This window comes from Rhodococcus sp. 66b (assembly GCF_002076325.1).
GTDB lineage: Bacteria > Actinomycetota > Actinomycetes > Mycobacteriales > Mycobacteriaceae > Rhodococcus_F > Rhodococcus_F erythropolis.
Genome location: NZ_MUZB01000003.1, coordinates 159476 through 183688, shown reverse-complemented (window position 1 = coordinate 183688; position 24213 = coordinate 159476). Strand labels below are relative to the sequence as shown.

Sequence of the window (24213 nt, the reverse complement as noted above, 5' to 3'; positions counted from 1 at the left end):
TTACTTCTTGCCCTTCGTGGGTTGCGGTTCGTCCAGAGCAGGTACTTCGTTGGGCATGCGCCCGGCCGGAATGATGGCGAGCAGAGAGAGCCCGGCGAGTACGAGCAGCGAGGTTCGCAGTGCGCGCAGGCGCGCTTCGGTGTTGATCCGGATGGCTTCGTCGATCTGTGCCTGTGTCGCGGAGGTGTTTTCGAGCGTCACGACGAGTTGATCGTTGGGGACGAAGTTGACCTGGTCGAGATTGATCCCTGACTCGACCTTGAGCGATGCCGGGATGGTGGGGTTGTCGATCAGCTGCGAGCTGACGAGGGTACCCAGGATTCCGACGGCGAACACGCTGGCCACCGCGATGCCGACGCTGCCGGACATGTTGTGTACCAGTCCTCGCCAGGCGCCGACGTCACCGGCCAGTTCCTTGGGAGCTGCGGTGAGGAGGGTGTTGAACACCAGCGCAACGATGGCGCCCTGCCCGAGGCCGAGGGTGATAAGGCCGATGACAACAAAGATCTGATGCCAGTCACCACGAATGGTGAAGGCCAACAGTATGAGTCCAGCGGCAACAACGACGAACCCGGCTCGTGCGATCAGACGCGGGGAGTACGTCTTGTACAGGCGCGCGACGACGGTGCTCGCGATGAAGATCGAGAGTGTGTACGGGATGATCGAGAACGACGTCTGCAAGCTGCTGCGGCCCTGGATGATCTGCATGTACAGCGGAATGAGGAAGTTGGCCGCGGTTCCCACGAACATCATCGTCGCCATGCAAATCGTGGTGGCGCGCTCGGCGCCGGTCTTGAGGACGTCGAGATTGAAGAGCTGAGGCTTGTTCTGCGCCTTGCGGCTTCGCGTCCACTGGAAGAATCCCTGCGCGCAGATGGTGCCGAGGACTATCAGGATGGCCGCGGGTGAAACACCGATGACCGAGAACGGCGCAGCGTCGGTGGCCAGAATGACGCCCCACGAGTTCAGGCCGCTGAAACCGAAGCTGAGCAGGATGACGGCAACGGCAGCCAGTGCGGCGCCGGCCCAATCGATGGTGATGTCCTTCTGCGGGGGAACAGGTTTGACACGGAAACTCAGGACCAGGTTGACCACGGCGAGCGCCACGACGAGGGCGAAGGAGTAACGCCACCCGATGGTCGTCGCGAAGGAACCGGCGATGAGTAGTGCCAGCACACCGGCTGCGGGGATTGCTGCTGCCAGGTAACCGATGGCCTTTGCCTGCTGATCGCCATTGAAGTTGGTGGCGATGAAAACCGTCAACGCGGGGGCGATGAGAGCGATCACGGCGCCGGACGCGGCTTGCGCCACGAACAGCATTGCCGGGCTCTGGCTCAGAGCGACCGCAGCCATCGCGAGACCGTGAATCGCGACGGCAATCTGGAAGACCAAACGCGTCCCGTAGCGGGCGCCGATCTTGGCGCCCAGCAGAATGAAGGCAGCCATGGCAAAGGTGCCTGCGGTGATCGCGGTGCCGACACTTGTTGCAGGAGTGTCGAGATCGGTGGTGATGCCGGCCATCGAGACGGTCAGCGCATTGACGGCGAACGACGCCTGAATCTGCGTGAGGACCACCACGATCAGTGGTAGCCAGGAGGCGGTGGTTACGGCGGCCGACGTATCGGCTGCGCCAGGCTTTACGGACATCATGGGTCACGCCTTCCTCGACACTGCGTGTACTCGCGGCGTGCCCGGATCAGCCACGCACGGTTACATTAGCCGGAATTGTGCTGAATGGTCGCCTGCAAGTGGTTGGTTTCTTCGCGGTAGACCACCATCTCCCGTTGCAAGGCGCGCCGGAAGCGTGGTTGCTCGGCCAGGAGTACGGCAAGGACGGTCAGCAACAGCCACGTCGCGGCCGCGCTCGCGAGGAGCAACAGGACCGGAATCCACGGACCGCCCATCTGCTCGAGCAGCGTCGTCTTCGCCCAGACTCGCCAGTAGAGCATCAGATTGACGATCAGTCCGACACCGTACGAGATGACGAAAGACAGCAGGAACTGCTTCCACGTGCCGTCGTGGCGCCTCGCCGTCATCGGTTCGGCCCGCAGCGGCAAGGCCACGGACATCACGTTGGCGACGCCGAGCCACAGCAGGATCATGGTCAGTACCTGACCGCACGCCTTCACCAGATCAGCACTGCTTCCGGAGCGCCACGCGAGGATGGCACTGAGCAAGAACCCGGCGCTGCCGACGAGAAGCAGCATCATCGCATTCTTCGCGACGAGGACGTGCCAGAGCCTGGTTCCGCCGGACAAAGCAGCACGGACGCGGCCGGCGTCGAAGCTGAGCGCATTGGTGCACACGACGCTTCCGACCACACCCGAGAGTGCGTACAGCGCAAGGTAAGGCAGTCGATCTTCCTTGGCGTCCCACTGGAAGAGGCGAATGAATGCCAGGTACGCCAAGCCCATTCCGAGGCTCAGCCCCAGTCGAAAAGCGATCGACCGAGGCTTGCCACTCACGACGTGCCGTGCTTCCTCACGGATCCGGGAGCCGAGATCCTGCACGTGCCGGACGACGGGGTTGCCCGAGTTCAGCGGGACGTAACCGCGGATCGCGGCGGCGACGGTATCGGTATCTCCGGCATCGAGCGCGGCGACGCGTGCTTCGAGAACCGCAAGGTGGGCGGCGCGCAAGGCTATCCGCGCGGTGGTCACCGCGGCGACGGCGTCGGCCTCGGCCTGCGCGGCGGTGCTGATGCCGGCGTCGGCGGGCAGCGGCGGCTGCAACGTCGTGATCAGTTCGAGTTGGCGAGCCATGTGCGGCGACGGCGACAACCCGCTGTACGACGGTCGGCTCAGCGCTGATCGTTCGTCGTCGAGCGAATCACGCACGGACGCGGCGGCCTTGCGGACGGCTGCCGGGTTGTGCCAGCGCACCGACCGGGCGTCACGCTCGGCGGCGACGGCCCGGGAGGCAACCTCGGTCAGATCCTCCACCGCTGTCAATGTCTGCTCCACTCGGTTTAGGTTGGTTTCATGACCACCAACTCGGAAAAGGAAGATCTTCAGCGGTACCTGCAGGCAGCACGTGACGCGCTCGTCTGGAAGCTCGACGGGCTGTCGGAGTATGACATTCGGCGTCCGATGACCCGGACAGGGACCAACTTGTTGGGACTGGTCAAACACATGATCGGCGTCGAGCTCGGGTATTTCGGTCCGACGTTCGGCCGTCGGGTTCCCGATCTACCGGCGTGGTTGCGTTCGGAGGAACTCAACGTCGACATGTGGGCCCGCGCCGATGAGTCCAGTGCCGACATCGTCGAAACCTATCGCCGCACCTGGGCTTTCGCCGACGCCACGATCGAGCAGCACGATCTGGACGCCCCCGGCTTCGTGAAGCACTGGCCGGAGGATCGTCGCGACGTCACATTGCACCGGATACTCGTTCACGTTGTCACCGAGATCCATCGGCACGCCGGCCACGCGGACATCGTGCGGGAGCTGATCGACGGAGCTGCTGGGATGAAGGCGGGCGACAACAATCTGGCTCCCGGTGATGAGGGGTGGTGGGCCGAGTACAACGACCGTCTGGAGACGGCGGCACGCGAGGCCCCCCACGCCTGAACTACTCGAATACCGCTGCCGCACCGATCACCACGACAACGATCGCGGGGCCGACCATGTCGCCGGCCCCACGGGTGATCCGGGAGACGATTTTCTTCTCGCCCATCTTCGCGACTGAGCCGACGAGAACGGCGGCGAGGATGCCGCAATTCTTGACATTGACGTCAACGTCAACACACACTGTGACGGTGACCACCAGCGAAACGCAGGAGCGAGCGCGGACAGCCCGCAAGCTCGGGGACGGTCCACGTCGGGCCGGCCTGCTCGACACCGCTGCTCTCTGTTTCGGCGAACTCGGATACGACGCCGTGACCGTCGAGACAATCACCACCAGGGCTGATGTGTCCCGAGCGACCTTCTACGCGTACTTCTCGTCGAAGGACGAGGCCTTCCGTGCCGTCGCCGAAATGATGTGCCGACGGTTTCTCGACGCCCAGCACATGGAGGGGCCAGCGGCCGAGGATCTACGCGAAGTTCTCAGAACGACCACGTCGGCGTTCATCACGGCCGTGTACACCTACGGGGACCTGCTCGCGGTGATCGAGCACCGGGCGCGGGTGGATTCCGAGGTCGAGCGCAGTTGGTCAGCAGTTCGCGAAAAGCTCGTGAGCCGCTACGTACGCTTCGTCGAACGTATTCGACAGGTTCACGATGTAGATCCCTGCGTTTCGCCCCCGGTGCTCGTTCAGATGATCTCGGACGCACAGATGGCCGGTGGAGCACGACTGAGTAAGGCGAGTGTCGAAGAGCAGAACCAGTTCATTGCAGATATGACGACGATGTCCGAACGGTTGATCGGGTTCGAAGAGTCGAAATAGATTTCTTTTACGAATGGAGTGATCGGTGGCAGAACAAGACGTGCTCGAAGCGGCTCTGGCGGAAATCACTGCGCTGCAGCAGGCGCATTGGCCCGCCGGGATTCCCCGCGCCGTCGAGTATCCGCTCGAAGGCGGGGGACTTGTCGACTACTTGCGGCATTGGGCGCTCGAGCGGCCGGATACTCCCGCAATCGTCTTTTACGGCCGCGTCATCACGTACGCCGAGTACGACGAGCTTTCGGATCGTTTTGCCGGATGGCTGCTTTCACTCGGAGTCGAACGAGGCGATCGTGTCGGCGTTCACCTGGTCAACTGCCCGCAGTTCCACATCGCGATGCTCGGCATTCTCAAGGCCGGTGCGGTTCACGTGCCCATCAATCCGCTCTTCCGTGAACACGAATTGATTCACGAACTCAACGATGCCGGCGTCAAGGTACTACTGACGCAGAACACTTTCTCGAAGCTGGTGAAGAAGGTTCGTTCACAGACTCCACTCGAACACGTCGCGAAGACGGCAGTATCGGACATGCTGACTGCGATCCCCACCGTCGAACTGCCCTTCGAGGTCGACGATCCGCGCCTGAGCGACTGGCAGTCGATCATCACCAGTGAGCGGGCGACTCCCGTTGCCACCGAACTCGATTCCCTCGCCGCCCTGAACTACACGGGCGGAACGACGGGAATGCCCAAGGGCTGTGAGCACACTCAGCGCCACATGGTTTACACCGCGGCCACCGCGACGCTTGCCGGTGGTGACCAGGTGGGCGCCAATCCGCCGGTATCCCTGGTGTTTCTGCCGATCTTCTGGATCGCGGGTGAGGACTTCGGCATTCTGGTTCCGCTCGTCAACGGCGGAACCGTTGTCCTGCTGAATCGTTGGGATGCGGAGACCACGCTCGACGCGGTCGAGACCTACGGTGTGACTTCGCTGGTCGGAACCGTCGACAATTACGTCGAACTGATGGACACATCAGGGTTTTCGGAGCGAAATCTCTCGACACTCCAGAACGCCATGGCAGTCTCGTTTGTTCTCAAACTCGATCCGGCCACGCGCCAGCGGTGGCGCGAGGCTACCGGCGGCGTTCTGCGCGAAGCGAGCTACGGAATGACCGAAACCCACACCGCGGACACGATCACCCTCGGCTTCCAGGACGGCGACTACGACCTGAAAAGCGAGCCGGTGTTCTGCGGAATTCCGGTGCCCGGCACCGACGTTCTGATCGTCGATCACGACGGCAGGCCGGTTCCCGTCGGTGAGCACGGACAGATCATCGTGCGCAGCCCGTCCATCCTTTCCGCGTACTACCGCAACGAGGCTGCCACCGCCGACGCCATCCGTGACGGCTGGTTGCAGACCGGCGATGTCGGAAAGTTCAGTGAGCGTGGTGGTTTGCACTACCTGGCGCGAAACAAGGAAATGATCAAGACCAACGGCATGAGTGTTTTCCCCTCCGAGGTGGAAGCGCTGCTCATGCTGCACCCGGCGATCGAAAAGGCTGCGGTGGTACCGAAACCGGACCAGGACAAGGGGCAGGTGGCTTTTGCGTTTGTCCAGCTGGTCGAGGGTTCCGACACCGCGGCCGACGAGATCGTCTCGTGGGCCAAGGAGAACATGGCTACGTACAAGGTGCCCGAAGTGGAAGTGCTCGAGGCGCTTCCGATGACTGCAACAGGAAAGGTGCGCAAGGGCGATCTGTTCGAGCGCACTCAGGGGGAAAAGTGAGACTGCTGATTGCGAACCGCGGCGAAATTGCGCTGCGGATCATTCGAACTGCCCGTGAACTCGGGATCGAAACGGTGTCGGTTTACGCCGAGGACGACGCGTCCAGTCCGCACGTCGCGGCGGCCACGGAGTCGGTGCCGCTCGGAGCTTCGGGCGCATCCGCGTATCTCGATCAGAGCGCACTGCTGAAGATCGCGGCCGAAACGGGCGCCACGCACGTGCACCCGGGCTACGGATTCCTCAGTGAGAATGCCGAATTCGCGCAGGCGTGTACCGAGGCGGGCATCGTCTTCGTCGGCCCGGACGCCCAGGTTCTCCGGACTTTCGGCGACAAGGCCAGCGCCCGCACTGCGGCGGTCGACTCCGGCGTACCGGTCCTGCCGTCGACATCGGCGAACGCCGACCTCGACGAGGTGCGTGAATTCTTCGGGCGCAACTCCCGCGGCATCATGATCAAGGCGCTCAGCGGCGGCGGTGGCCGCGGCATGCGCGCGGTGCGCGACCCGAAAGCGCTCGACGACGCGTACCGTGTGTGTGCGGCCGAAGCCCAGTCGGGATTCGGCAGTTCGGCACTGTTCGCCGAGGTACTCAGTGAGCACGCTCGGCACATCGAAGTGCAGATCGTGGCGGCGCCGGGGCAAGGCGGAACCCACGCGATCGCTCTGGGTGACCGTGATTGCAGCGTCCAACGTCGGCATCAGAAGTTGATCGAGGTTGCGCCCGCGCAGGGGCTGTCGGGGGCCCTGCGCGAGCGTCTTCACGCTGCGGCCGCAAGGCTGTGCGCCGAGGTCGGCTACCGAGGCATCGCGACGGTCGAGTTCCTGGTCGAGGAACGCGGATTCGTCTTCCTCGAAGTCAATCCCCGAATTCAGGTGGAGCACACGGTGACCGAAGAGGTCACCGGAATCGACCTCGTCGCCGTGCAACTCGCTATCGCGGACGGAGTTCCGTTCGAGGACCTGGACCTGCCAACCGGAATCACTGCTGTCGAGAAGGTATCGGAGACAGTCGGATCCGTGGCGTCGGCGTCGGGGATCGCGATACAGGCCCGCGTCAACATGGAAACCATGACGCCGGACGGCAATGCGCTACCGTCCTCTGGCACGCTCGACAACTTCACTCCTCCTGGCGGACCCGGCGTGCGAGTGGACACCTTCGGTACGGTCGGACTCTCGCCGAGTGCGCGTTACGATTCGCTGCTGGCGAAGGTCGTCACCCACACGCGTCGATCGGATTTTCCTGCCGCTGTGCGCAAGTCGACTGCTGCTCTGAGTGAGTTCACCATCGACGGCGTGGCGACCAACCTCGAATTCCTGCAGGCAATACTGTCGGACAAGGACTTCCGCAACGGCCTGGTCGACGTCGACTGGTTGGGTTCTCGATTGGCGGACCTCGTTCCCGAAGCGGGCCCACAAACACCCTCCGCGAGTGTGGACATCGCGCCGGACGAGGACGTGGTCCGTGCACAGATGGCGGGAATCGTCGTCGAACTTGCCGCAGTCGGTGACGGCGTCCATGCGGGTGGCCAGGTCGCCGTCCTCGAAGCGATGAAAATGCAGCATGTTCTCTCGGCGCCCGGTGACCTCGAAGTGGTCCGGATCCTGTCGTCACCGGGGAGATCGGTGAGTGCGGGCGAACCGTTGCTCGTCGTCCGTAGCGCAAGCGCGGGATCGAAGCTCGCCGAGGTCGACGAGGTGGACCTCGACGACGTACGTCCCGATCTGGCGGAGATCATCGCTCGCCACGAGGTGACCCTGGACGCGGCGCGGCCCGCGGCAGTGGCCAAGCGCCACAAGCTGGGGCGGCGGACTGCTCGCGAGAACGTCTACGACCTGGTCGACGACGACAGCCTGGTCGAGTACGGCGCTCTCGCACTGGCTGCGCAGCGCAGTCGGCGAAGCGAGGAAGACTTGATCGCCAACACTCCTGCTGACGGTCTGATCGGCGGAGTGGCGACCATCAGCGGCGGCGAGAGCGTCGTGATCTCGTACGACTACTCGGTGCTCGCCGGTACCCAGGGCATGCGCAATCACGCCAAGACCGACCGCCTGCTCGAGATCGCCGATCGCAAGCGAGTTCCGGTAGTGCTGTTCGCGGAAGGCGGCGGTGGTCGCCCCGGTGACACCGATGCAGGGGCGGGAGCGGGCCTGGAACTGGGAACCTTCCGTGCCATGGCGGCGCTGAGCGGCCGCGTACCCATGGTCGCTGTCGTGTCCGGCCGCTGCTTCGCGGGCAACGCGGCCCTGGCCGGCGCCTGCGACGTACTGATCGCGACGCCCGACGCCAACATCGGCATGGGCGGCCCTGCCATGGTCGAGGGCGGCGGGCTCGGAAACTTCCGCCCCGAGGACATCGGCCCCATCGACGTGCAGCGCCGTAACGGCGTCGTACACCTGGTGGCTGACGACGACGCTCATGCGGTGGCGCTGGCCAAGCAGTACCTCGGTTATTTCCAGGGTGCGAGCGGAGAGTGGACGGCTCCGGATCCGCTGCTCTCCCGGCACGTGGTCCCGGAGAATCGCCTGCGCTCGTACGACGTTCGTGGAGCGATCGAGGCGATCGCGGACGTCGACAGCGTCCTGGAACTGCGTCGAGATTACGGTCGCGGTGTAGTGACGGCACTCGTTCGTGTCGAAGGAGTTCCGTACGGAGTGCTGGCGAACAGCAGCGAGCATCTCGGCGGAGCGATCGACGCGGAAGCCTCGGACAAGGCTTCGGATTTCCTGGAACTGCTCGAAGCGCACCGCATCCCTCTGGTGACCCTCTGCGACACACCGGGATTCATGGTGGGTCCGGACTCGGAGGAGGAGGCGACGGTCCGAAGGTTCGGCAGATTCTTCGTTGCCGGTGCTCGCCTGACGGTGCCGTTCGGAACGATCATCCTGCGCAAGGGTTACGGGTTGGGCGCCATGGCGATGGCCGGTGGTTCCTTCCACGCACCCGAGTTCACGGTGGCGTGGCCGACCGGCGAGATCGGGCCGATGGGTCTGGAAGGTGCCGTGCGCCTCGGTTTCCGTAAGGAACTCGAATCCGTCGAAGACCCGGAGGCTCGGGAAACTCTGTTCGGTCAGTTCGTGGAACTGGCCTACGCACAGGGCAAGGCGCTGATGGCGGCCACCACGTTCGAACTGGACGATGTCATCGATCCCGCCGACACCCGCGCCTGGATCAGGCAGCTCGGCAGAAACAGTTGAGATCCTGCTGATTCGAGCTGTTGCTGCACGTGGGCAGGGCAACTAGCCTTGCCCACGTGTCGGCTGCGCGAGATAACGTCCTGATCATTCATTGGCACGACCTGGGCCGACACCTCGCGAGTTACGGTGTCGCCGGGGTCAACAGCCCCAACCTGGACCGGCTGGCGGCAGAGGGCATCCGGTTCACCGACGCACACGCGACGGCGCCGCTGTGCTCACCTTCGCGCGGTTCTCTCTTCTCGGGCAGGTATCCGCACAACAACGGTCTGATCGGGTTGGCGCACCACGGCTGGGAGTACCACGCTGAGGTGCAGACGCTTCCGCAGATCCTCTCCGACAACGGTTGGTACACCTCGCTCTTCGGCATGCAGCACGAGACTGCGTACCCGAAGCGACTTGGCTATCACGAGTACGACGTCACGAACTCGTTCTGCGACTACGTGGTTCCGCGTGCCCAGAACTGGCTACGACGCTTCCCGCCCGAGCCTTTCCTTCTCACCACGGGGTTCTTCGAAACGCATCGGCCGTACCCGGCCGATCGCTATACCCCGGCGGACACCGCAGCGCTGGAGGTTCCCGGATACCTTCCCGACGTGCCGCAGGTACGCGAGGACTTGGCCGAATTCCACGGCAGCGTAGAGGTAGCGGACGCCGCGGTGGGTGATCTGCTCGGGACTCTCGAGGAAGAGGGGCTCGACGAGAACACGTGGGTCTTCTTCCTCACCGATCACGGCGCCGCGTTCCCACGTGCCAAGTCGACGCTCTACGCCCCCGGCACCGGCATTGCGTTGATCGCTCGCCCTCCGGCTCGGTATCGCAGTGGCGGAAAGGAATACGAGACACTGTTCAGCGGTGTGGATCTTGTTCCGACCATTCTCGATCTCCTCGGTATCGACGTCCCCACCGAGGTGGAAGGGCGCTCGCACGCCGATGCCCTCGTCGATCGTGGAACCGAGCCGTCCGAACCCGTCCGGACCTCCTTGTTCACGGAGAAGACCTTTCACGACAGTTTCGATCCCATTCGCGCGGTGCGCACCAAGGACTACAGCTACATCGAGAACTACGCCGTCCGCCCCGCTCTGGATCTACCGCTCGACATCGAGGACAGTCTTTCCGGAAAGGCGCTCGGCACCGAGCATCTGGCGGTACGCGCACCCCGGGAGCTGTACGACCTCCGTGCCGACCCCGACGAGAAGATCAATCTGATCGATCGACCGGAAGTCTCGGCAATACAGGCGGAATTGTCCTCGCAGCTTCACACGTGGCGCGCCGAAACGGATGATCGTCTCCCGGACGAGGCATTGGGAAGCGCGATGGCGGTGCATCGCATGGCGGCGTACCTCGAGAAGATCGGTGTCCGACCCAACGTGCGGTCCGCCTACAGTGCGGACCGCGGTTACCTCGAGTCGGACACCGAAAACCCCTAGGGCCTAGCGGTTTCGCGCTCCTCCAACAATGCGATGACCCGCCCGACCAGTTCGTTGATGTCAGCGCCTGTCGTGTCGAAAGCCAGGTCCGGGTCCTCCGGAGTCTCGTACGGTGCGTCGATTCCGGTGAGCCCCTTCAGTTCACCGGCCCGCGCACGCGCGTACAGGCCCTTGGGATCTCGGCGTTCGCATTCTTCGACGGGAGTGGTGACGGCAACTTCGAGGAAGGTGAGCCCGGCAGCTTCGTTGAGAGCACGCGCAATTGCTCGATCCGAACGCAGCGGTGAGACCATCGACGCGATGGCCACGACGCCGGCATCGGCGAACAGCCGAGTGAGATGCCCGACGCGCCGGATGTTCTCGGCCCGGTCTCCCGGCGAGAACCCGAGATCGTCGGAGATACCGTGGCGGACGTTGTCACCGTCCAGGAGATACGCGGTTCGTCCCGCGTCGACCAGCGCACGTTCGACAGCCGCAGCGACGGTGGATTTTCCGGAGGCAGGTAGGCCGGTCAACCAGATCGTCGCGCCCTTCTGGGTCGTCGACGCCCACCGCCGCTGACGTTCGAGTGAAGACGGATGCCACTTGATGTCGTTGCGGGTCTGCTCACCGGGAACGACGACGCGTGGCTCGAGAATGGTGCCGGCGCCGACGGTGTCGTTGCTCTGCTCGTCGATCAGGATGAAGGCGCCAGAGTCCCGATTGTGGTCGTAGGTGTCGGCGACGACCACGGAACTAGTTCGGAGCGTGACCGTTCCGATGTCGTTGAGCCCCAGTTCGACTGGGCTGTCCTGCTCGTCGAGCGTCTCGGGGTCGAGTCGGGTGTGCAGTTCTTGAACGGTCGCTCGCACGGTCCGGGAAGTATGTTTGAGCGCTATCCGATCGCCCGCGCGCAATGGAGTGTTCGACAACCAGCAGATCGTGGCTTCGAGTTCTCGGGCCAGAACCGGCAAATGGGCCTGCGCACCGCCGCTGACCAGAACGTCGCCACGTCCGACGTCGATGTCGTCGGCCAGTTCCACCGAAACCGACAGTGGTGCAACAGCAGTACTGCGGTTGTCGTCGAGGGTGTCCAGGCTGATCACGGTGCTCTTCGATCCGGACGGCAGTACCACTACCTCGTCCCCGACGCTCAGTGTGCCCGCCGAAATTCGGCCGGTGTACCGGCGCCGATTCTGCGGATCGGGGCGCGAAACCCACTGCACGGGAAGCCGAAGTTCCTCGATGTGTGTCGCGGGCGCATGGAGTTCGACGCCTTCGAGATATTCGAGAAGTGTCGGCCCGTTGTACCACGCGGTGTTCTCCGAGCGGGTCACGACATTGTCGCCGGCTTTCGCGGAGACGGGGATGGCAAGTACGTCGCCTCGCCCGAGCTGGCGTGCCAATACCCGCAATTCTTCCTGTACCTGCGCGAATCTCGCTTCGTCGAAGCCCACCAGATCGATCTTGTTCACCACGGCCACAAGGTTCGGAACACCAAGTAGCGCTGCGATTCTGGCGTGTCGACGCGTCTGACGCAGCACGCCGGTTCTCGCGTCGACCAGCAGGACCGCTACGTGAGCGTTGGACGCGCCGGTGAACATGTTGCGCGTGTAGCGCTCGTGTCCCGGGGTGTCGGCAAGTACGTAACTTCTGGTCGGAGTGGAGAAGAATCGGTACGCGACGTCGATCGTGATGCCCTGTTCGCGCTCGGCGCGCAATCCGTCGGAGAGTGCAGCCAGGTCGGCGACACCGTGCTCGTCGGTCACGGAATCGAGGTGATCGGTTGGCAGGCTGTCGGTGTCGTGCAACAGTCGGCCGATCAGCGTGCTCTTGCCGTCGTCGACGCTACCCGCCGTGGCCAGCCGCAGGAGTTGGCGAGTGATGGTGGTGGTCATCAGAAGTAGCCCTCACGCTTTCGGTCTTCCATCGCGGCGACCGAGGTTCGGTCGTCTGCGCGAGTCTCGCCTCGTTCGGAAACCGTCGCGGCCGAGATCTCGGTGACGACGTCGTCGATGGTGGTGGCGTGCGATCGAACGGCGCCGGTGATGGTCAGATCGCCGACGGTTCGATATCGCACCCACTCGGTCGTTGCCGCGGCGTTCTCGGCGTCGGTGCTGAATTCCGAAGCAGCGAGGAGCATTCCGTCGCGCTCGAATACCCGCCGTTCGTGCGCGAAATAGATGGGCGGCAGTTCCAGTTCCTCCTGGGCTATGTAGCGCCAGATGTCGAGTTCTGTCCAGTTGCTCAGCGGGAAGACACGAACGGACTCTCCGCGTCTGATCCGACCGTTGTAGAGCGACCACGGTTCGGCCCGTTGCGCCCGAGGGTCCCACTGGCCGAACTCGTCACGGAAGCTCAGGACTCGCTCCTTGGCTCGCGCACGTTCCTCGTCCCGGCGGGCGCCGCCGAATGCGGCGTCGAATCGCCCGCCTTCGAGAGCGTCGAGCAGAGTTCTGGTCTGCAGGCGGTTTCGCGATCCGCTTGTCTCGGTCGACTCCTGCACTCGACCCTGGTCGATCGAATCCTGAACGGAAGCAACCAGAAGTGTGTGCCCGCCCTCCTTGATTCGGCGGTCGCGAAATTCGATGACTTCCTCGAAATTGTGACCGGTGTCGACGTGAAGGACCGGGAAAGGGAGTGGGGAGGGTCGAAACGCCTTCTCGGCGAGTCGAAGCAGGACTATCGAGTCCTTGCCGGCTGAGAAGAGCAGTACCGGTCTTTCGAGTTCTGCCACCACCTCTCGAATGATGTGAACCGCTTCGGATTCGAGAACTCGGAGTTCGTCGACAACATCGGTGACGGTGCTCATGTGACGGGGTATCCGTTCTGTTCGGCGTCGATGCGATAACGCTGCACCCATTCGCGGGAGCGTCCGTCGCTCTGACGACGCAGCGGCGGTGGTGGGGCCAGTTGTCCGTCGAGACCGAGGGAAATGAGGGTTTTTGCGACCACGGACTGCGGGTCTTCGGTGAGATCGCGGAACCCGATCTCGATGGGGGAGATGTCCTCTTCCTCGAACCAGCGCTTCCACTGTCGTTCCTGCTCACCGAGAATCGTCACCAGGTGTGCGATTCCGAGCGCGTTGTACTGCGCACCGTCCGAGAGATTCGGTGGGGTCGCGTCGTCGCGCCAGACCTGCGTCTGCACGGCTCGCCACATCGATACAGCCTGAGCGACAACATCTTCTCGATAGACGTGGATGAACTGCAGGTCGTGATCGAGAGTGTCGTGGAGTGCGGAACGTAGATCTGTCCCACTGCGCCACGGCAATCCGGCTGCGCGATCGAGCAGGAGCGGTGTCTGATTCCACATCAGCTTGCCGCCCCAGACTCCGTTGGGTGTTCGGCCGAGTTCGAGAAGTTGTGTGCGCCACTGCTCGGAGGTGCGGGTGTCCGGCGTACCCGGGTGGAACGGGGCGAGCAGCCCCAGGACGGACTCGTCCGTGACGTCTTCGAACCACTGCCTCGGTTGCGGCGAACGCGAGGTCTCGGGGAGGTACTGGAAGAACTCTTCCGGCTCACCCGCGACCCCTGTTGCTCGCAGGGATTCGACCAGCAAAGTACTGCCACTGCGCTGCGAAGCGCAGACGAGAAACGAGCGTTGGGCCTCCGTCATGCGAGCAACGCTAAGGGTGGCCGGAAACCGCCGCAAGCTGGGAAAATAAACTCACGTAGAGGTTAAATCTCGACGTGAAACGTTAAATGTGCGGGTCACGAAATCTTGTGCTGAGGCACGTCTTACGCAGTTGTCGCAAGGGCCGCGGCGAGCCCGAATGCGATGGCCATGAAGACAACTTCACCGATGGCGCGGCGCAGGGATCCGTCCGAACTCATGCGGTGTGCAGCACTTGCGACCACCCATGTCCGGCGCCACCACCATCCCAGTGCGACGAGCATTGCGATCGCCACGATCTTGGCGAGGATCACCCGGCCGTAAGCGGTGTCGTAGAAGGCGGAGAGCGAGTCGAGTCGCACGACGGCGTTGACGATACCGGTGACGACCAACGCGAGGACGCATCGCCAGGCGAGGGCGGAGTACCTGGGCAACCAGATCGCCCAGGCACCGCGCGACGGTACGGCAAGCGCGAGTGCGGCGAGCACTCCGAACCACAAGGCCGCAGCGAGGACGTGAACGGCGTCGAGGATCGATCCGAAGCTCTGCTGCGCCATGTGCCCGGTGATCGGGCGGGCAGCGAGCGCCAACGCGGAGACGACCAATGCCGGTGCGACGGGCACCGTCTCGGGATTGGTGAACCCGTAGATGCCGTAACAGACCACGGCAAACGCGCACGCGATGATCGCGACACCGACGCGGCCGACGTTGACCTCGGAGACGAATGCGCCGAAGTGCCCGATGGTCAGTGAGGTGACCGGGGCGCCGTCTGCGGCTGCGGCATTGAGCACGAGGAGCGTGATCTCGGCGACGAGCCAAACCGCTGCCGCCGCGGTGAGCTGAGTCCACATGATCGCGGGGGTTGTTGCCGGGCGGCGTTCATTGCGGCCCATCCAGGCAAGCGTCGCGATGCCGAGCGTCAACGAGCCGCATCCAATCGCGAGAACGCGGACAGTGCTCGACGATTCGGGTCCCGACGGACTCGCGAGGCCCCAGGCGATGAGGACTCCCAGCAGAGCTGTGGGTACGGCAAACAGCAACCACCACCTGTTTGCCGTACCCGTCACGCGATCAGCTCGACTTCGGCTTACGCAGCACGAAGAACAGCGCACCGCCGAACACGACGACGCCGGCGACGATGAAGATCCACACCGGCATGCTGCCGGACTCCGACTCACCCGTACTCGATGCGGCGGCAGCGCCGGGAGTGCCCGACCCCGCCTCGGTGAGGGTGAAGGTCAGAGTTCCGTTGACGGGGTGACCGTCGGCGGAAGTGACTCGGTACGCGATGGTGTAGACGCCGGTCGGCCCGAGATCGCCGAGGTCTGCACTGACAGTGGGTCCTTCGACGGACGGATCGCTCTTGGTCCAGAGGTTGCCGTCCGGGCCGGTGACCGTCAGTGCCGCGAACTGCGCCTGCAGAGCCTCGTTGAACGTGACCGAAACCTTGTCAGGCGCAACCTGAATGGAAGCGCCGTTTTCCGGGTTGGAGCCGACAACCGCGGAGTGCGCACTGGCCGTGCCCATTCCGAGCATCGTGGCCAGCATCGCGAGCATGCCGACGGTGATGACCTTGATCCGGGTACTCATCAGCGCTTGCTCCTGACCAGTGCGCCGAGGCCGAGTGCAGCGCCCAAGGCGCCGAGCACCAGGCCGACGCCGCCGAGCCAGCGCGCGGTGTTGTCTGACGAAGAAGATTCGGAAGCAGCGGACGTCTCGGCAGTGTTATCGGCAGCAGGCGCTCCGTGAGCATCGCCGGTGGATGCGGCGAGAGTCAGCGTCGGCGCGGGCTTGTCCGGCTCGCTGCCGTCGGCAAGTTCTTCCTGATCCCAGTTGACGACGTTGCCGTCGCTGTACGTCTGCACGGCCTTGAACTCGACCTCTTCCTGCTCCGGCAGCGGGCCGGCGGAAAGGACGAACTGCTGGAACTGGCCGGGGGCGATTCCGACGCCGGGGTCGGCCGTCCAGGTCACGGACTTCGCGACCAGCGAGGTGGGGTCCTTCTCGACGACGGCGGTCCAACCGGGCATCGGTTCGGTGCGTGCCGACTTGAGGTCGGGGAGGGCCACCGTCAGCTTGGTGGTCGAAGCGGTGTCGGATTCGGTGGGCACGCGGAACGTGAGAACGGAGTATCCGCCCTGGGTGGCTCCTGGTGCGACGACGCTGACGTGTGCTGAAGCAATTCCGGCGGCCAGCAGCACAGCGCTGCCGGTAGCGACGGTCGTGACAACCGCACGCGAAATCAGGGTGTTCTTCATGTCGGGAAGTGTCCTCTTGGTCTGGTGACGGGGTGGGGAGTTCTACGAATCTTCAGACCAGGGCAGGAGGACCGCGCCGCGAGATGCTGGCGCGAAGAAGGGCGTCGACGGGTCCGTGATGGATTCCGGTCGAGACGGTGTGGCCGCGGGAAGTGACGGCGGCGGGAGCCAGGGACGCCAGGACGACGTGGAGAGCGTGGGTGACAACGCGGTAGAGGCGCTCGGCGGCCAGGACCGCCACCGCACAGGCGACGGTGGCACCGGCGTGAGCACCGAGCATCACCAATCCCGGAGCGGGCGAATGAGCGTGCTCGGAGAGCGTCATGGTGGTGTGGGCGGCAAGCTGACCCAGGCCAAGAGCCACGATCAGGGCAGCGGGCCCCCGGGAGAGGGCGGGAAGGGTGGCCGTCACGGCGCCGACGGTTGCGCAGACGGCGAGTAGCAGGGTCAGCGACGACGACTGTGGCAGCTCGCCTCCGCCGATTCCATGCGCGGCGACAGCGAGAGCAGCCGAAGCGGAACCGACAGAGATCCCCCGGAGGGTCGCGGTCTGCTCGGCTGCTCTCACTGGCGTTCTCAGGTCTAGCGCACGCCGAGACGTGCGAGCAGATCTGCTTCGACGCCGTCGAGTTCGGAAGAAATTGCCTGGTGAGCTGCCTTACGGCGAGCCTGCGGCATCTGCTCGGCAGCGCGAACTGCCGTGCTGAGATCGCCGAGGCGCTCACGGATGGCGGCGGCAAAACGCTGCGTCTCCGCGTCGTCGGGCTTGCGGCTGAGGATCTCGGTGACCGAGCTCTCGGCACCGGCGATACGAGCGCTCAACTTCGCGCCGTGACCGGTGTAGTCACCGAGCTGGTCGACGGCGATGCCCATCTTCTGCGCGCGCGTGGTGTCGAGCTGGGCGCGCACTGCCGTGGCAGCGCGGTAGGCGATCGGCAGGAGAACGGGGGCAAGCAGACGTGCCACACCAAGGTACTTACGCACCTTGGCGACAGTCAGGCCCTGATTCGCAGCGGCTTTCTCCTGCGCCTTCAGGGTCGCGATCTGCGCCTTTTCGATCTTGTGCTGTGACTCGATCTCGGCTTTCTCCAGCTTCTTGAGCGACTTGGTCTCGACCTTGTCGCGCTTACGCTGGCTCTTGGCGTTGAGCTTCGCCTCGACCTCAGCCTTGTGCTTGAGAGCCTTTGCCTCCGCCTTGCGGGTGGCACGAGACTTTCGCTTCTTGAACAACCCCATCGAAAAGGACCCCGTTTCCAGGTGTTTGTGTGTTGCCAGGTACCTGCGCTTCGGCTTCAGCCTAGGGGAGCACATAATCTTCGTCATCGTGTGTTCCGTTAACAACCCCGCGCCCCAGCTCCCGATCATCGATTCGGGGGCGTTGACCCGATGCCGTCATCGGGTGCGTCTGGACGGGTTGTTTCCCGGGAAATCGGCTTCGGAACCCGTCGACACCGGCGTCAAGCAGCGCCAGGAAGCCGCGATCGCGAAGCGCGCGGAGATCGCCGAACTCGTGATCGGCGCTGCTCCCGAGCGTTGGGTGAAGATCAACCCTGATCAATCGGCGTCGGCTCAGGCTCGCGACACACTTGCTGCCTGTGAGGCCGGCGCGGACCGGATCTGGGGCGCGGTCTTGCCCGTCGAGCGCGACACCGGACGCAAGGGCCGCTGCGAAATGCTCATCCGTGACGACGAGGGCGGCGGGTACATCCCCGTCATTGTCGTCAATCACAAGGTGACCGATCCCGGCCAGGGCGCGATCACCTCGGGGCTCTTCGAATGGGAGCCCGCGGTCGATCCCAAGCGCAAGGTCCGCAGTCAGGTCCGCGATCAGATGCGCGTCGCGCAGGTCTATCGGATGCTCGAGCGTCGTGGGCTGGCGAGCCCGTCGCTCACGGCAGGCGCGATCGGATACAACGGAGACTGCGTCCTCGTCCACGACCTCAGTGCGATTCTCGACGATTACGACGAGCGTTTCGCCGACCGTATCGCTGTTGCCCGCGGTGAGGTGCTGACGTCCCCTTCACAGGTGAGCGAGTGCAAGTCGTGCCCGTGGTGGACCGAATGCAAGCAGGAGTTGGTTCGCAACCGCGATGTCAGCCTGGTGGCTGTCGGATCGCGCGCGGAGCTTCTGCGCGACGTCGGCTGCAACACGATAGATCAGCTGGCCGCCTGGGACGGTGAGCCGCTCGAGGATTGGCCGCACGGAAATTTCGACGACGCAGTCGTGATCGCCAAGGCGTGGTTGGCAGATGCTCCGTTGGTGCGGCGGTTCGAGAAGATCTCGGTGACTCGGGCGGACATCGAGATCGACGTCGACATGGAGAGCTATCAGGAGCACGGCGCCTACCTGTGGGGAACGCTGCTCAATGTCGGTGGCTTCTCGATGTATCGAGGATTTGCGACGTGGGATCCGCTGCCGACGCGTGACGAGGCGCGGTCGTTCGCGGAGTTCTGGGGCTGGCTGATGGCGGAGCGTGCCGCAGCCGCTGCTTCGGGTAAAACCTTTGCCGCGTACTGCTATTCGCGTTCGGCCGAGGACAAGTGGTTGTTGGACTCGGCGCGCAGGTTTGCCGGTGAGCCCGGGATTCCGAGCAAGGACGAGATCCGCGAGTTCATCGACAGTCCGCAGTGGGTCGACATCTATCAAGCGGTGAGTGATCAGTTCATCTGCCCGAACGGCAAGGGACTCAAGAAGATTGCCCCCGTCGCCGGGTTCAACTGGCGTGACGCCGAAGCCGGTGGTGAAGCGTCGATGGCGTGGTACCGCGAGGCGATCGGCTACGACGGTGAGCCGGACGAGACGCAGCGGACACGCATCCTGCAATACAACGAGGACGACGTCATTGCCACCAAGGTTCTACGTGAGTGGATGACGGACCGCGCGGAGAAGGAAATTCCGCTGGCTTCCGAGTTGTAGCGCCGATCCGTTCTGTCGCTATTGTCTGAAACATCCTATTTAACAGTGTGTTTCAATTCGTAGTTTCTCGTCATCGTGTGTCCCGAGCCCGCATCCGCGCTACCTTCATCTGGTCGGCTCCACGATGGAGGGTGTTGCATGCTGAGCAGGCTGACTTCGAGTGCGAGCGACGCCGAACTGTCTGACGTCGAGCGGCGCGACCTCTTCGCACGCCAGATACTGCAGGTGACGACGGTCGCGCCACTGGCCAACATGGTCAAGGTACTCAGCGTATGCGCTTTGCTTGCGTACGTCATACCCCCCGGTCACAACGAGTTTCGGGTGATCTGGGGTTCTGCGGCCTTCTTGGTTGTCCTCAATTCGGTGCGCGTCTGGATACCGCGAGTCGTCCTGAAGGGCCGGTACACGCCCAAACATACGACGAGGTATGACTACTGGGCGCTCATGCTCGAGGTGATCCTGCTTGGGCTTCTGCTTGTCGTTCTCGCCGCCGCGATGCTTCCCGTGACGGACAACTCGCGAAAGCTTGTGCTTATAGCGACATTCGCCGGAGTCATGGGCGCCGGCGCCGTGGCATTGTCGACTGTTCGGTCGATAGCGGTAGCGTGGATTCTGGTGCACAGCATCGGATTGCTCGTCGTTATCCTGCCTAAGAGAACCACGGAATACACTGTCCTCTCGTTCCAGTTGGTCGTTTACTCGGTGACACTGATTATCGGCGTCGTGTACCTCTGGGCGTCGTTCCGAAGTCGTTGTCTTGCCGAGTTCGAGGCTGCTGCCGAGCGCCAGACGGTCAGTTTGCTTCTCGACGATTTCGAGGGCGGGTCACGCGACTGGCTGTGGGAAGTCGACACCACCGGGACGTTGTCGCACACCTCCGCTCGGCTGTCGCAGATCTCGGGAGTCTCTGTCTCCGACCTGCGAACCCTGTCGCTGCGCGGATTGTTGGATCGGCTCGACGTCGGTTCGACGAAGAGTGGACGAGCCGCGGTCCACGTCATCGGAGATCACCTCTACCGCCTCATGCCGTTTCGAGAGGTCGTCATTCCCGTTCGTGTCGGCGGCGTCGACCGATGGTGGTCTCTGTCGGGTCATCCCAGGCTTTCCGAGGCCATGGAGTTCGTGGGTTGGCGAGGCGTGGGCTCGGACATCACCGAGAAGTACAACTACGAGCGGCGAATTCTGTGGCTCGCTGCAACCGACGGACTGACCGGGCTCCCGAATCGCCGGACGTTCGGCACGGAGCTGTCCGACGCGCTCGGCGCTGTCCGGACCGGCGAGCAGGTTCTTGTCGGCATCCTCGACCTGGACAATTTCAAGTCGGTGAACGACACGTTAGGACACCCCGTCGGCGACAAATTGCTGATTTCCGTTGCTGCACGGCTCAATCGGGTGGTCGACGGTGCCATGTGTGCCCGAATCGGTGGCGACGAATTCGGCGTCGTCTTGCGGGGAACAGGGGACGGCGGCGAGGTGTTTGCTCGCTATCTGGGCGCACTACGTGAGCCGTTTTTCGTGCGGGGGAATCGCATCGAGGTTCGTGCATCGATCGGTTATGCCAGCTCGCCGGCAGATTCCGAAGACGCGGACACGCTTGTCATGTCCGCGGACCTGGCGCTGTATGCCGCAAAATCCGCCGGCAAGAACCGGGTCGGAAAATACTCACCGGCGCTGCGGGCGCGGGCCAGGGAACGAGCATCGGCCCTGCAAGAGCTTGGGCTTGCGATCGAGTCTCGGCAGTTCGAGCTGTACTACCAACCGCAGGTTCGTGCGGACACCGGCCGCGTCGAGGGATTCGAGGCACTGCTTCGCTGGAACCATCCGGTGCGGGGAGTGCTTGCGCCGCGCATTTTCATCGATGTCGCGGAGGAGACAGGCTTGATAGTCCCGCTGGGGCTTCAGGTTTTACACATGGCCTGCGCCGAAGCGACGACCTGGCCCGATGATACCTACGTGACGGTGAACGTCTCTCCGGTGCAACTGATGTCGTCCGGCTTCGGATCAGCAGTCAACGATGCGCTGGAGGCATCCGGTCTGTCCAGCAAACGGCTTCAGCTGGAAATCACAGAGACGGGAGCGGTAGAGGAGCTTGCCGTCGCCGAGCTGGATCGTCTGCGTGCCACCGGAATTGCGATTGCCCTGGACGACTTCGGAACTGGCTATTCGTCTTTCGAGAGTTTGAAGAAACTGCCGTTGGACATTCTCAAGATCGACCGGTCGTTCATCACCGAACTGAGCGAGGGTGATTCGGCAGTTGTCACTTCGGTGGTCGAGGTGGCGAAGGCGCTCGGTATGCAGTCATTGGCGGAAGGCGTGGAGACGGCCGACCAATTGAGTCTCTTGCGTACCGCCGGTTGCGAATTGGTTCAGGGTTACTACGTCAGCCGACCGATGCCGGCGACGGAAGTGGCCGAGTACCTCAGCGCAACTGCCCAATCCAGCGGTGGGTATTTTCATTCGTTCTGACAACTGTGCGCCTTTATTAACCGCGGGCGGTTAATAAAGGCGCACAGCAGGGAGGTTAGCGCGGCGCCATGCGCAGAGCGCCGTCCATGCGGATGGTCTCGCCGTTGAGGTAGTCGTGCTCGACGATCATCTGCGCGAGTTGCGCGTACTCGGACGGCTGGCCCAGGCGGGACGGGAACGGAACGCCGGCCTCGAGGCCCTTGCGGTACTCGTCGGTGACGCCTGCGAGCATCGGGGTGTCGATGATGCCGGGGGCGATCGTGTTGACGCGGATGCCGAACTGCGCGAGGTCACGGGCAGCCGGAACAGTCATGCCGTGCACTCCGCCCTTGGAAGCGGAGTACGCGATCTGGCCGATCTGTCCTTCGAAGGCAGCAACGGAAGCGGTGTTGATGACGACGCCACGCTGGCCGGACTCGTCGACGGCCTCGGTCTTGGAGATGGCGTCGGCCGCGAGGCGCATGACGTTGAAGGTGCCGAGCAGGTTGACGGTGATGACCGTGCGGAACAGCTCGAGGTCGTGCGGACCCTTCTTGGACAGGATGCGTCCGGCCCAGCCGACACCGGCACAGTTGACGACGATACGCAGCGGGGAGCCCGACTCGACGATCTGGTTGATCGCTGCCTCGACCTCTTCGCCGCTGGTCACGTCGGTGGGGATGAGAGTGACGCCGGCGGGGACGTTGTCGCCTGCGCGCTCGATCGACGCGGGCAGATCCAGGCCGAAGACGGTAGCACCGGCGTCGGCGAGGCGCTTGGCTGTTGCGGCGCCGAGGCCTGATGCCGCTCCGGTGACCAGTGCTGCGGTTCCCTTGATTTCCACTTCGTGTGCTCCTCGAGTTAGCGATCGGTAAGGCGGTGGTGCGTGTCGAGAACCATAACGCGAGGGTGTATGTGAGGGCGAACGCGCGAGACCCGCGTAGGGCTGGGTACCTTGGACGCGAGGTCTGAGAGCAAAGCACCGGACGAGAGGGGACCTGCGTGAGCAAGGCGCCTGTGCGTCCCGCCGCTTCTGTCGAGAATTTCGAGCGGTTGCAGCGCGACCCGCTCTTCGAAGATCTTGCCGAGCTGATTGCCGAGGTTCTCTCCTACGCGTTCGATGCGCCCGCCGCCGTCGAGATCGAACAGTGGACGATCAGTTGCCTGCCGTCGACAAATCGATCGGCGGAGCGCCATCGCTTGTTCACACTCAACATCGGTCCGATGGAGATTCTGAGCGTCGAGTGCCACCTCGTCGGCGGTAAGCCGATCGAGCACGTCATGTCCGTGTACGTATCCAGTTCGGCACTGGAATCGCGAACCGGCTGCAGCATCGAAGAACTCGATGCCAAGCACGATCTGGTCGCCATCAGACGCACCGAGTTGGCGTCCGCCGACGGCGACGGGACCGTGATCGACTGCAGTCTCGAGGACTCGGATGCGTTGGAACAGTTTGCTCAACTGCCCGTCGACATGACGACGGTTCGTCCGCTCGCGGAGCATCTTGTTGCCAAGGGCAAGGGCCCATTTCGGCAGTATCACAACTCCGGATTCGCCAAATATGTACTGGAAAGGTCGCTCGACCATGGTTGATCAGTTGCCCATCCGCCTCCCGCGTGTGCTGCGAGACGGGGACGATGCCGGCGCGGTCGACGTGCTGCAGGAATACTTCACGAGGCCGCTCCGAAAGACGGGCTATCTCCGTACCGGTGCGCTGTGGGATTCCTGGGATCCCAGTGGCAACCGCGATCGTGATGCGAACATCTTTACCGCGGAAGATCTTGTTGCGGTGACGCTTCTGTCGGTTCAGGTTCCGGCGCAAGGGGCCTTCTTCCTACTCGGGGAGAACAATGCCGAACTGAACCGACTCCTGGCTGACGTGGGCCCCGATCGCGATCTGTCGAACGAACCCGATCCCTTCACTCCGGAATCTCCGGTGTGGCGGTTGGAGACGGCGCTTCGAGAGATTCACGGCGTCGGGCGAACCATGGCGTCCAAACTGATCGCACGCAAGCGTCCGCGGCTCTACCCGATTTACGACGACGTCATCGGGCGGGAGTTGGGAACGAAGGCTGCCCATCTGGAACCGGTACGAGAGGCCTTGCACGACGGAGAATTACACGTGAGATTGCTCGACTTGCGAGTTCGGGCCGGACTGGACGATGCCGTTCCGGCGATCCGGGTGCTGGATGTGCTCGCCTGGATGCAGGGTAAGGGATACAAACCGGCACTCTAGCTTTCTTGTCGGTGGGCAGGTCTAGTCTCGAA

The 24213-nt window shown here is 63.5% G+C and carries 21 protein-coding genes; 9 read left to right on the top strand and 12 right to left on the bottom strand.

Annotated elements, in window-relative coordinates; all coding sequences use genetic code 11:
* Both B0E55_RS06590 and B0E55_RS06585 read right to left on the bottom strand, forming a co-directional pair.
* Complete coding sequence (locus tag B0E55_RS06590) at window positions 1-1650, bottom strand: MFS transporter (RefSeq protein ID WP_019746318.1); 1650 nt, start codon at window positions 1648-1650, stop codon at window positions 1-3.
* A gap of 65 nt (window positions 1651-1715) precedes the next feature.
* The gene (locus B0E55_RS06585; protein ID WP_021342377.1) at window positions 1716-2963 is read right to left on the bottom strand and encodes a hypothetical protein; all 1248 of its coding nucleotides are present in this window, start codon (window positions 2961-2963) and stop codon (window positions 1716-1718) included.
* A gap of 18 nt (window positions 2964-2981) precedes the next feature.
* On the opposite strand from B0E55_RS06585, the gene B0E55_RS06580 reads away from it, so the two are divergent.
* Window positions 2982-3569 carry a DinB family protein gene (locus tag B0E55_RS06580; protein ID WP_080909318.1) on the top strand — a complete coding sequence of 196 codons (588 nt, stop codon included), beginning with the start codon at window positions 2982-2984 and terminating at the stop codon, window positions 3567-3569.
* Between the two features lies 1 nt (window position 3570).
* Here B0E55_RS06580 and B0E55_RS06575 read toward each other — a convergent pair whose 3' ends face one another.
* Window positions 3571-3750, bottom strand: a complete 180-nt coding sequence (locus B0E55_RS06575; RefSeq protein WP_060938715.1) for a hypothetical protein — start codon at window positions 3748-3750, stop codon at window positions 3571-3573.
* A gap of 1 nt (window position 3751) precedes the next feature.
* Here B0E55_RS06575 and B0E55_RS06570 point away from each other — a divergent pair, with 1 nt between their 5' ends.
* The 4 genes from B0E55_RS06570 to B0E55_RS06555 are packed head-to-tail and all read left to right on the top strand — an operon-like array spanning window position 3752 to window position 10731.
* A complete protein-coding gene (locus B0E55_RS06570; RefSeq protein ID WP_080909317.1) occupies window positions 3752-4387 on the top strand; it encodes a TetR/AcrR family transcriptional regulator in 636 nt (211 codons plus the stop codon).
* 25 nt (window positions 4388-4412) lie between these two features.
* Complete coding sequence (locus tag B0E55_RS06565; protein ID WP_080909316.1) at window positions 4413-6110, top strand: AMP-binding protein; 1698 nt, start codon at window positions 4413-4415, stop codon at window positions 6108-6110.
* Window positions 6107-9304 (top strand): carboxyl transferase domain-containing protein, encoded by a 3198-nt coding sequence (locus B0E55_RS06560; RefSeq protein ID WP_080909315.1) that lies wholly within the window; start codon window positions 6107-6109, stop codon window positions 9302-9304. The genes B0E55_RS06565 and B0E55_RS06560 overlap by 4 nt, the downstream gene beginning before the upstream one ends.
* 56 nt (window positions 9305-9360) lie before the next feature.
* Window positions 9361-10731, top strand: a complete 1371-nt coding sequence (locus tag B0E55_RS06555) for a sulfatase family protein (RefSeq protein ID WP_020905704.1) — start codon at window positions 9361-9363, stop codon at window positions 10729-10731.
* Here B0E55_RS06555 and cysC read toward each other — a convergent pair.
* The 8 genes from cysC to B0E55_RS06515 form a co-directional block, all read right to left on the bottom strand.
* A complete protein-coding gene (gene cysC / locus B0E55_RS06550) occupies window positions 10728-12608 on the bottom strand; it encodes an adenylyl-sulfate kinase (RefSeq protein WP_080909314.1) in 1881 nt (626 codons plus the stop codon). The genes B0E55_RS06555 and cysC overlap by 4 nt on opposite strands.
* Entirely contained in the window at window positions 12608-13522 is a 915-nt protein-coding gene (gene cysD, locus B0E55_RS06545) for a sulfate adenylyltransferase subunit CysD (protein WP_019746328.1), read from the bottom strand. The genes cysC and cysD overlap by 1 nt, the downstream gene beginning before the upstream one ends.
* Window positions 13519-14328, bottom strand: coding sequence for a trehalose 2-sulfotransferase (stf0, locus tag B0E55_RS06540; protein ID WP_019746329.1), 810 nt, complete (start codon window positions 14326-14328; stop codon window positions 13519-13521). The genes cysD and stf0 overlap by 4 nt, the downstream gene beginning before the upstream one ends.
* A gap of 122 nt (window positions 14329-14450) precedes the next feature.
* On the bottom strand, window positions 14451-15392 hold the full coding sequence (locus tag B0E55_RS06535; protein ID WP_080909313.1) for a copper resistance D family protein: 942 nt from the start codon (window positions 15390-15392) through the stop codon (window positions 14451-14453).
* Between the two features lie 4 nt (window positions 15393-15396).
* A complete protein-coding gene (locus B0E55_RS06530; protein WP_029254160.1) occupies window positions 15397-15915 on the bottom strand; it encodes a copper resistance CopC family protein in 519 nt (172 codons plus the stop codon).
* On the bottom strand, window positions 15915-16583 hold the full coding sequence (locus tag B0E55_RS06525) for a YcnI family copper-binding membrane protein (RefSeq protein WP_020905708.1): 669 nt from the start codon (window positions 16581-16583) through the stop codon (window positions 15915-15917). The genes B0E55_RS06530 and B0E55_RS06525 overlap by 1 nt, the downstream gene beginning before the upstream one ends.
* Before the next feature lie 52 nt (window positions 16584-16635).
* Window positions 16636-17151, bottom strand: a complete 516-nt coding sequence (locus tag B0E55_RS06520) for a hypothetical protein (RefSeq protein WP_019746333.1) — start codon at window positions 17149-17151, stop codon at window positions 16636-16638.
* Window positions 17152-17165: 14 nt separating this feature from the next.
* Window positions 17166-17819, bottom strand: coding sequence for a DUF6474 family protein (locus tag B0E55_RS06515; protein ID WP_003944178.1), 654 nt, complete (start codon window positions 17817-17819; stop codon window positions 17166-17168).
* Window positions 17820-17943: 124 nt separating this feature from the next.
* On the opposite strand from B0E55_RS06515, the gene B0E55_RS06510 reads away from it, so the two are divergent.
* Both B0E55_RS06510 and B0E55_RS06505 read left to right on the top strand, forming a co-directional pair.
* Window positions 17944-19500: a TM0106 family RecB-like putative nuclease gene (locus tag B0E55_RS06510; protein WP_080909424.1), complete on the top strand. Its 1557-nt coding sequence runs from the start codon at window positions 17944-17946 to the stop codon at window positions 19498-19500.
* A 138-nt stretch (window positions 19501-19638) separates the two neighbouring features.
* Window positions 19639-21966 carry a putative bifunctional diguanylate cyclase/phosphodiesterase gene (locus tag B0E55_RS06505; protein ID WP_080909312.1) on the top strand — a complete coding sequence of 776 codons (2328 nt, stop codon included), beginning with the start codon at window positions 19639-19641 and terminating at the stop codon, window positions 21964-21966.
* Between the two features lie 55 nt (window positions 21967-22021).
* Here the strand turns inward: B0E55_RS06505 and B0E55_RS06500 are convergent, their stop codons facing one another.
* Window positions 22022-22789 carry an SDR family NAD(P)-dependent oxidoreductase gene (locus B0E55_RS06500; RefSeq protein ID WP_019746337.1) on the bottom strand — a complete coding sequence of 256 codons (768 nt, stop codon included), beginning with the start codon at window positions 22787-22789 and terminating at the stop codon, window positions 22022-22024.
* Between the two features lie 158 nt (window positions 22790-22947).
* Here B0E55_RS06500 and B0E55_RS06495 point away from each other — a divergent pair, with 158 nt between their 5' ends.
* Both B0E55_RS06495 and B0E55_RS06490 read left to right on the top strand, forming a co-directional pair.
* Window positions 22948-23538 carry a hypothetical protein gene (locus B0E55_RS06495; protein ID WP_029254163.1) on the top strand — a complete coding sequence of 197 codons (591 nt, stop codon included), beginning with the start codon at window positions 22948-22950 and terminating at the stop codon, window positions 23536-23538.
* Window positions 23531-24181, top strand: coding sequence for a DUF6308 family protein (locus B0E55_RS06490; RefSeq protein ID WP_069146698.1), 651 nt, complete (start codon window positions 23531-23533; stop codon window positions 24179-24181). The genes B0E55_RS06495 and B0E55_RS06490 overlap by 8 nt, the downstream gene beginning before the upstream one ends.
* Window positions 24182-24213: the final 32 nt, after the last annotated feature.

Bases quoted from the DNA above. Each gene is read 5' to 3' on its own strand.
- B0E55_RS06590 (WP_019746318.1), bottom strand. From the start codon at position 1,650: ATGATGTCCGTAAAGCCTGGCGCAGCCGATACGTCGGCCGCCGTAACC.
- B0E55_RS06580 (WP_080909318.1), top strand. From the start codon at position 2,982: ATGACCACCAACTCGGAAAAGGAAGATCTTCAGCGGTACCTGCAGGCA.
- cysC (WP_080909314.1), bottom strand. From the start codon at position 12,608: ATGACCACCACCATCACTCGCCAACTCCTGCGGCTGGCCACGGCGGGT.
- cysD (WP_019746328.1), bottom strand. From the start codon at position 13,522: ATGAGCACCGTCACCGATGTTGTCGACGAACTCCGAGTTCTCGAATCC.
- stf0 (WP_019746329.1), bottom strand. From the start codon at position 14,328: ATGACGGAGGCCCAACGCTCGTTTCTCGTCTGCGCTTCGCAGCGCAGT.
- B0E55_RS06530 (WP_029254160.1), bottom strand. From the start codon at position 15,915: ATGAGTACCCGGATCAAGGTCATCACCGTCGGCATGCTCGCGATGCTG.
- B0E55_RS06525 (WP_020905708.1), bottom strand. From the start codon at position 16,583: ATGAAGAACACCCTGATTTCGCGTGCGGTTGTCACGACCGTCGCTACC.
- B0E55_RS06515 (WP_003944178.1), bottom strand. From the start codon at position 17,819: ATGGGGTTGTTCAAGAAGCGAAAGTCTCGTGCCACCCGCAAGGCGGAG.
- B0E55_RS06505 (WP_080909312.1), top strand. From the start codon at position 19,639: ATGCTGAGCAGGCTGACTTCGAGTGCGAGCGACGCCGAACTGTCTGAC.
- B0E55_RS06490 (WP_069146698.1), top strand. From the start codon at position 23,531: ATGGTTGATCAGTTGCCCATCCGCCTCCCGCGTGTGCTGCGAGACGGG.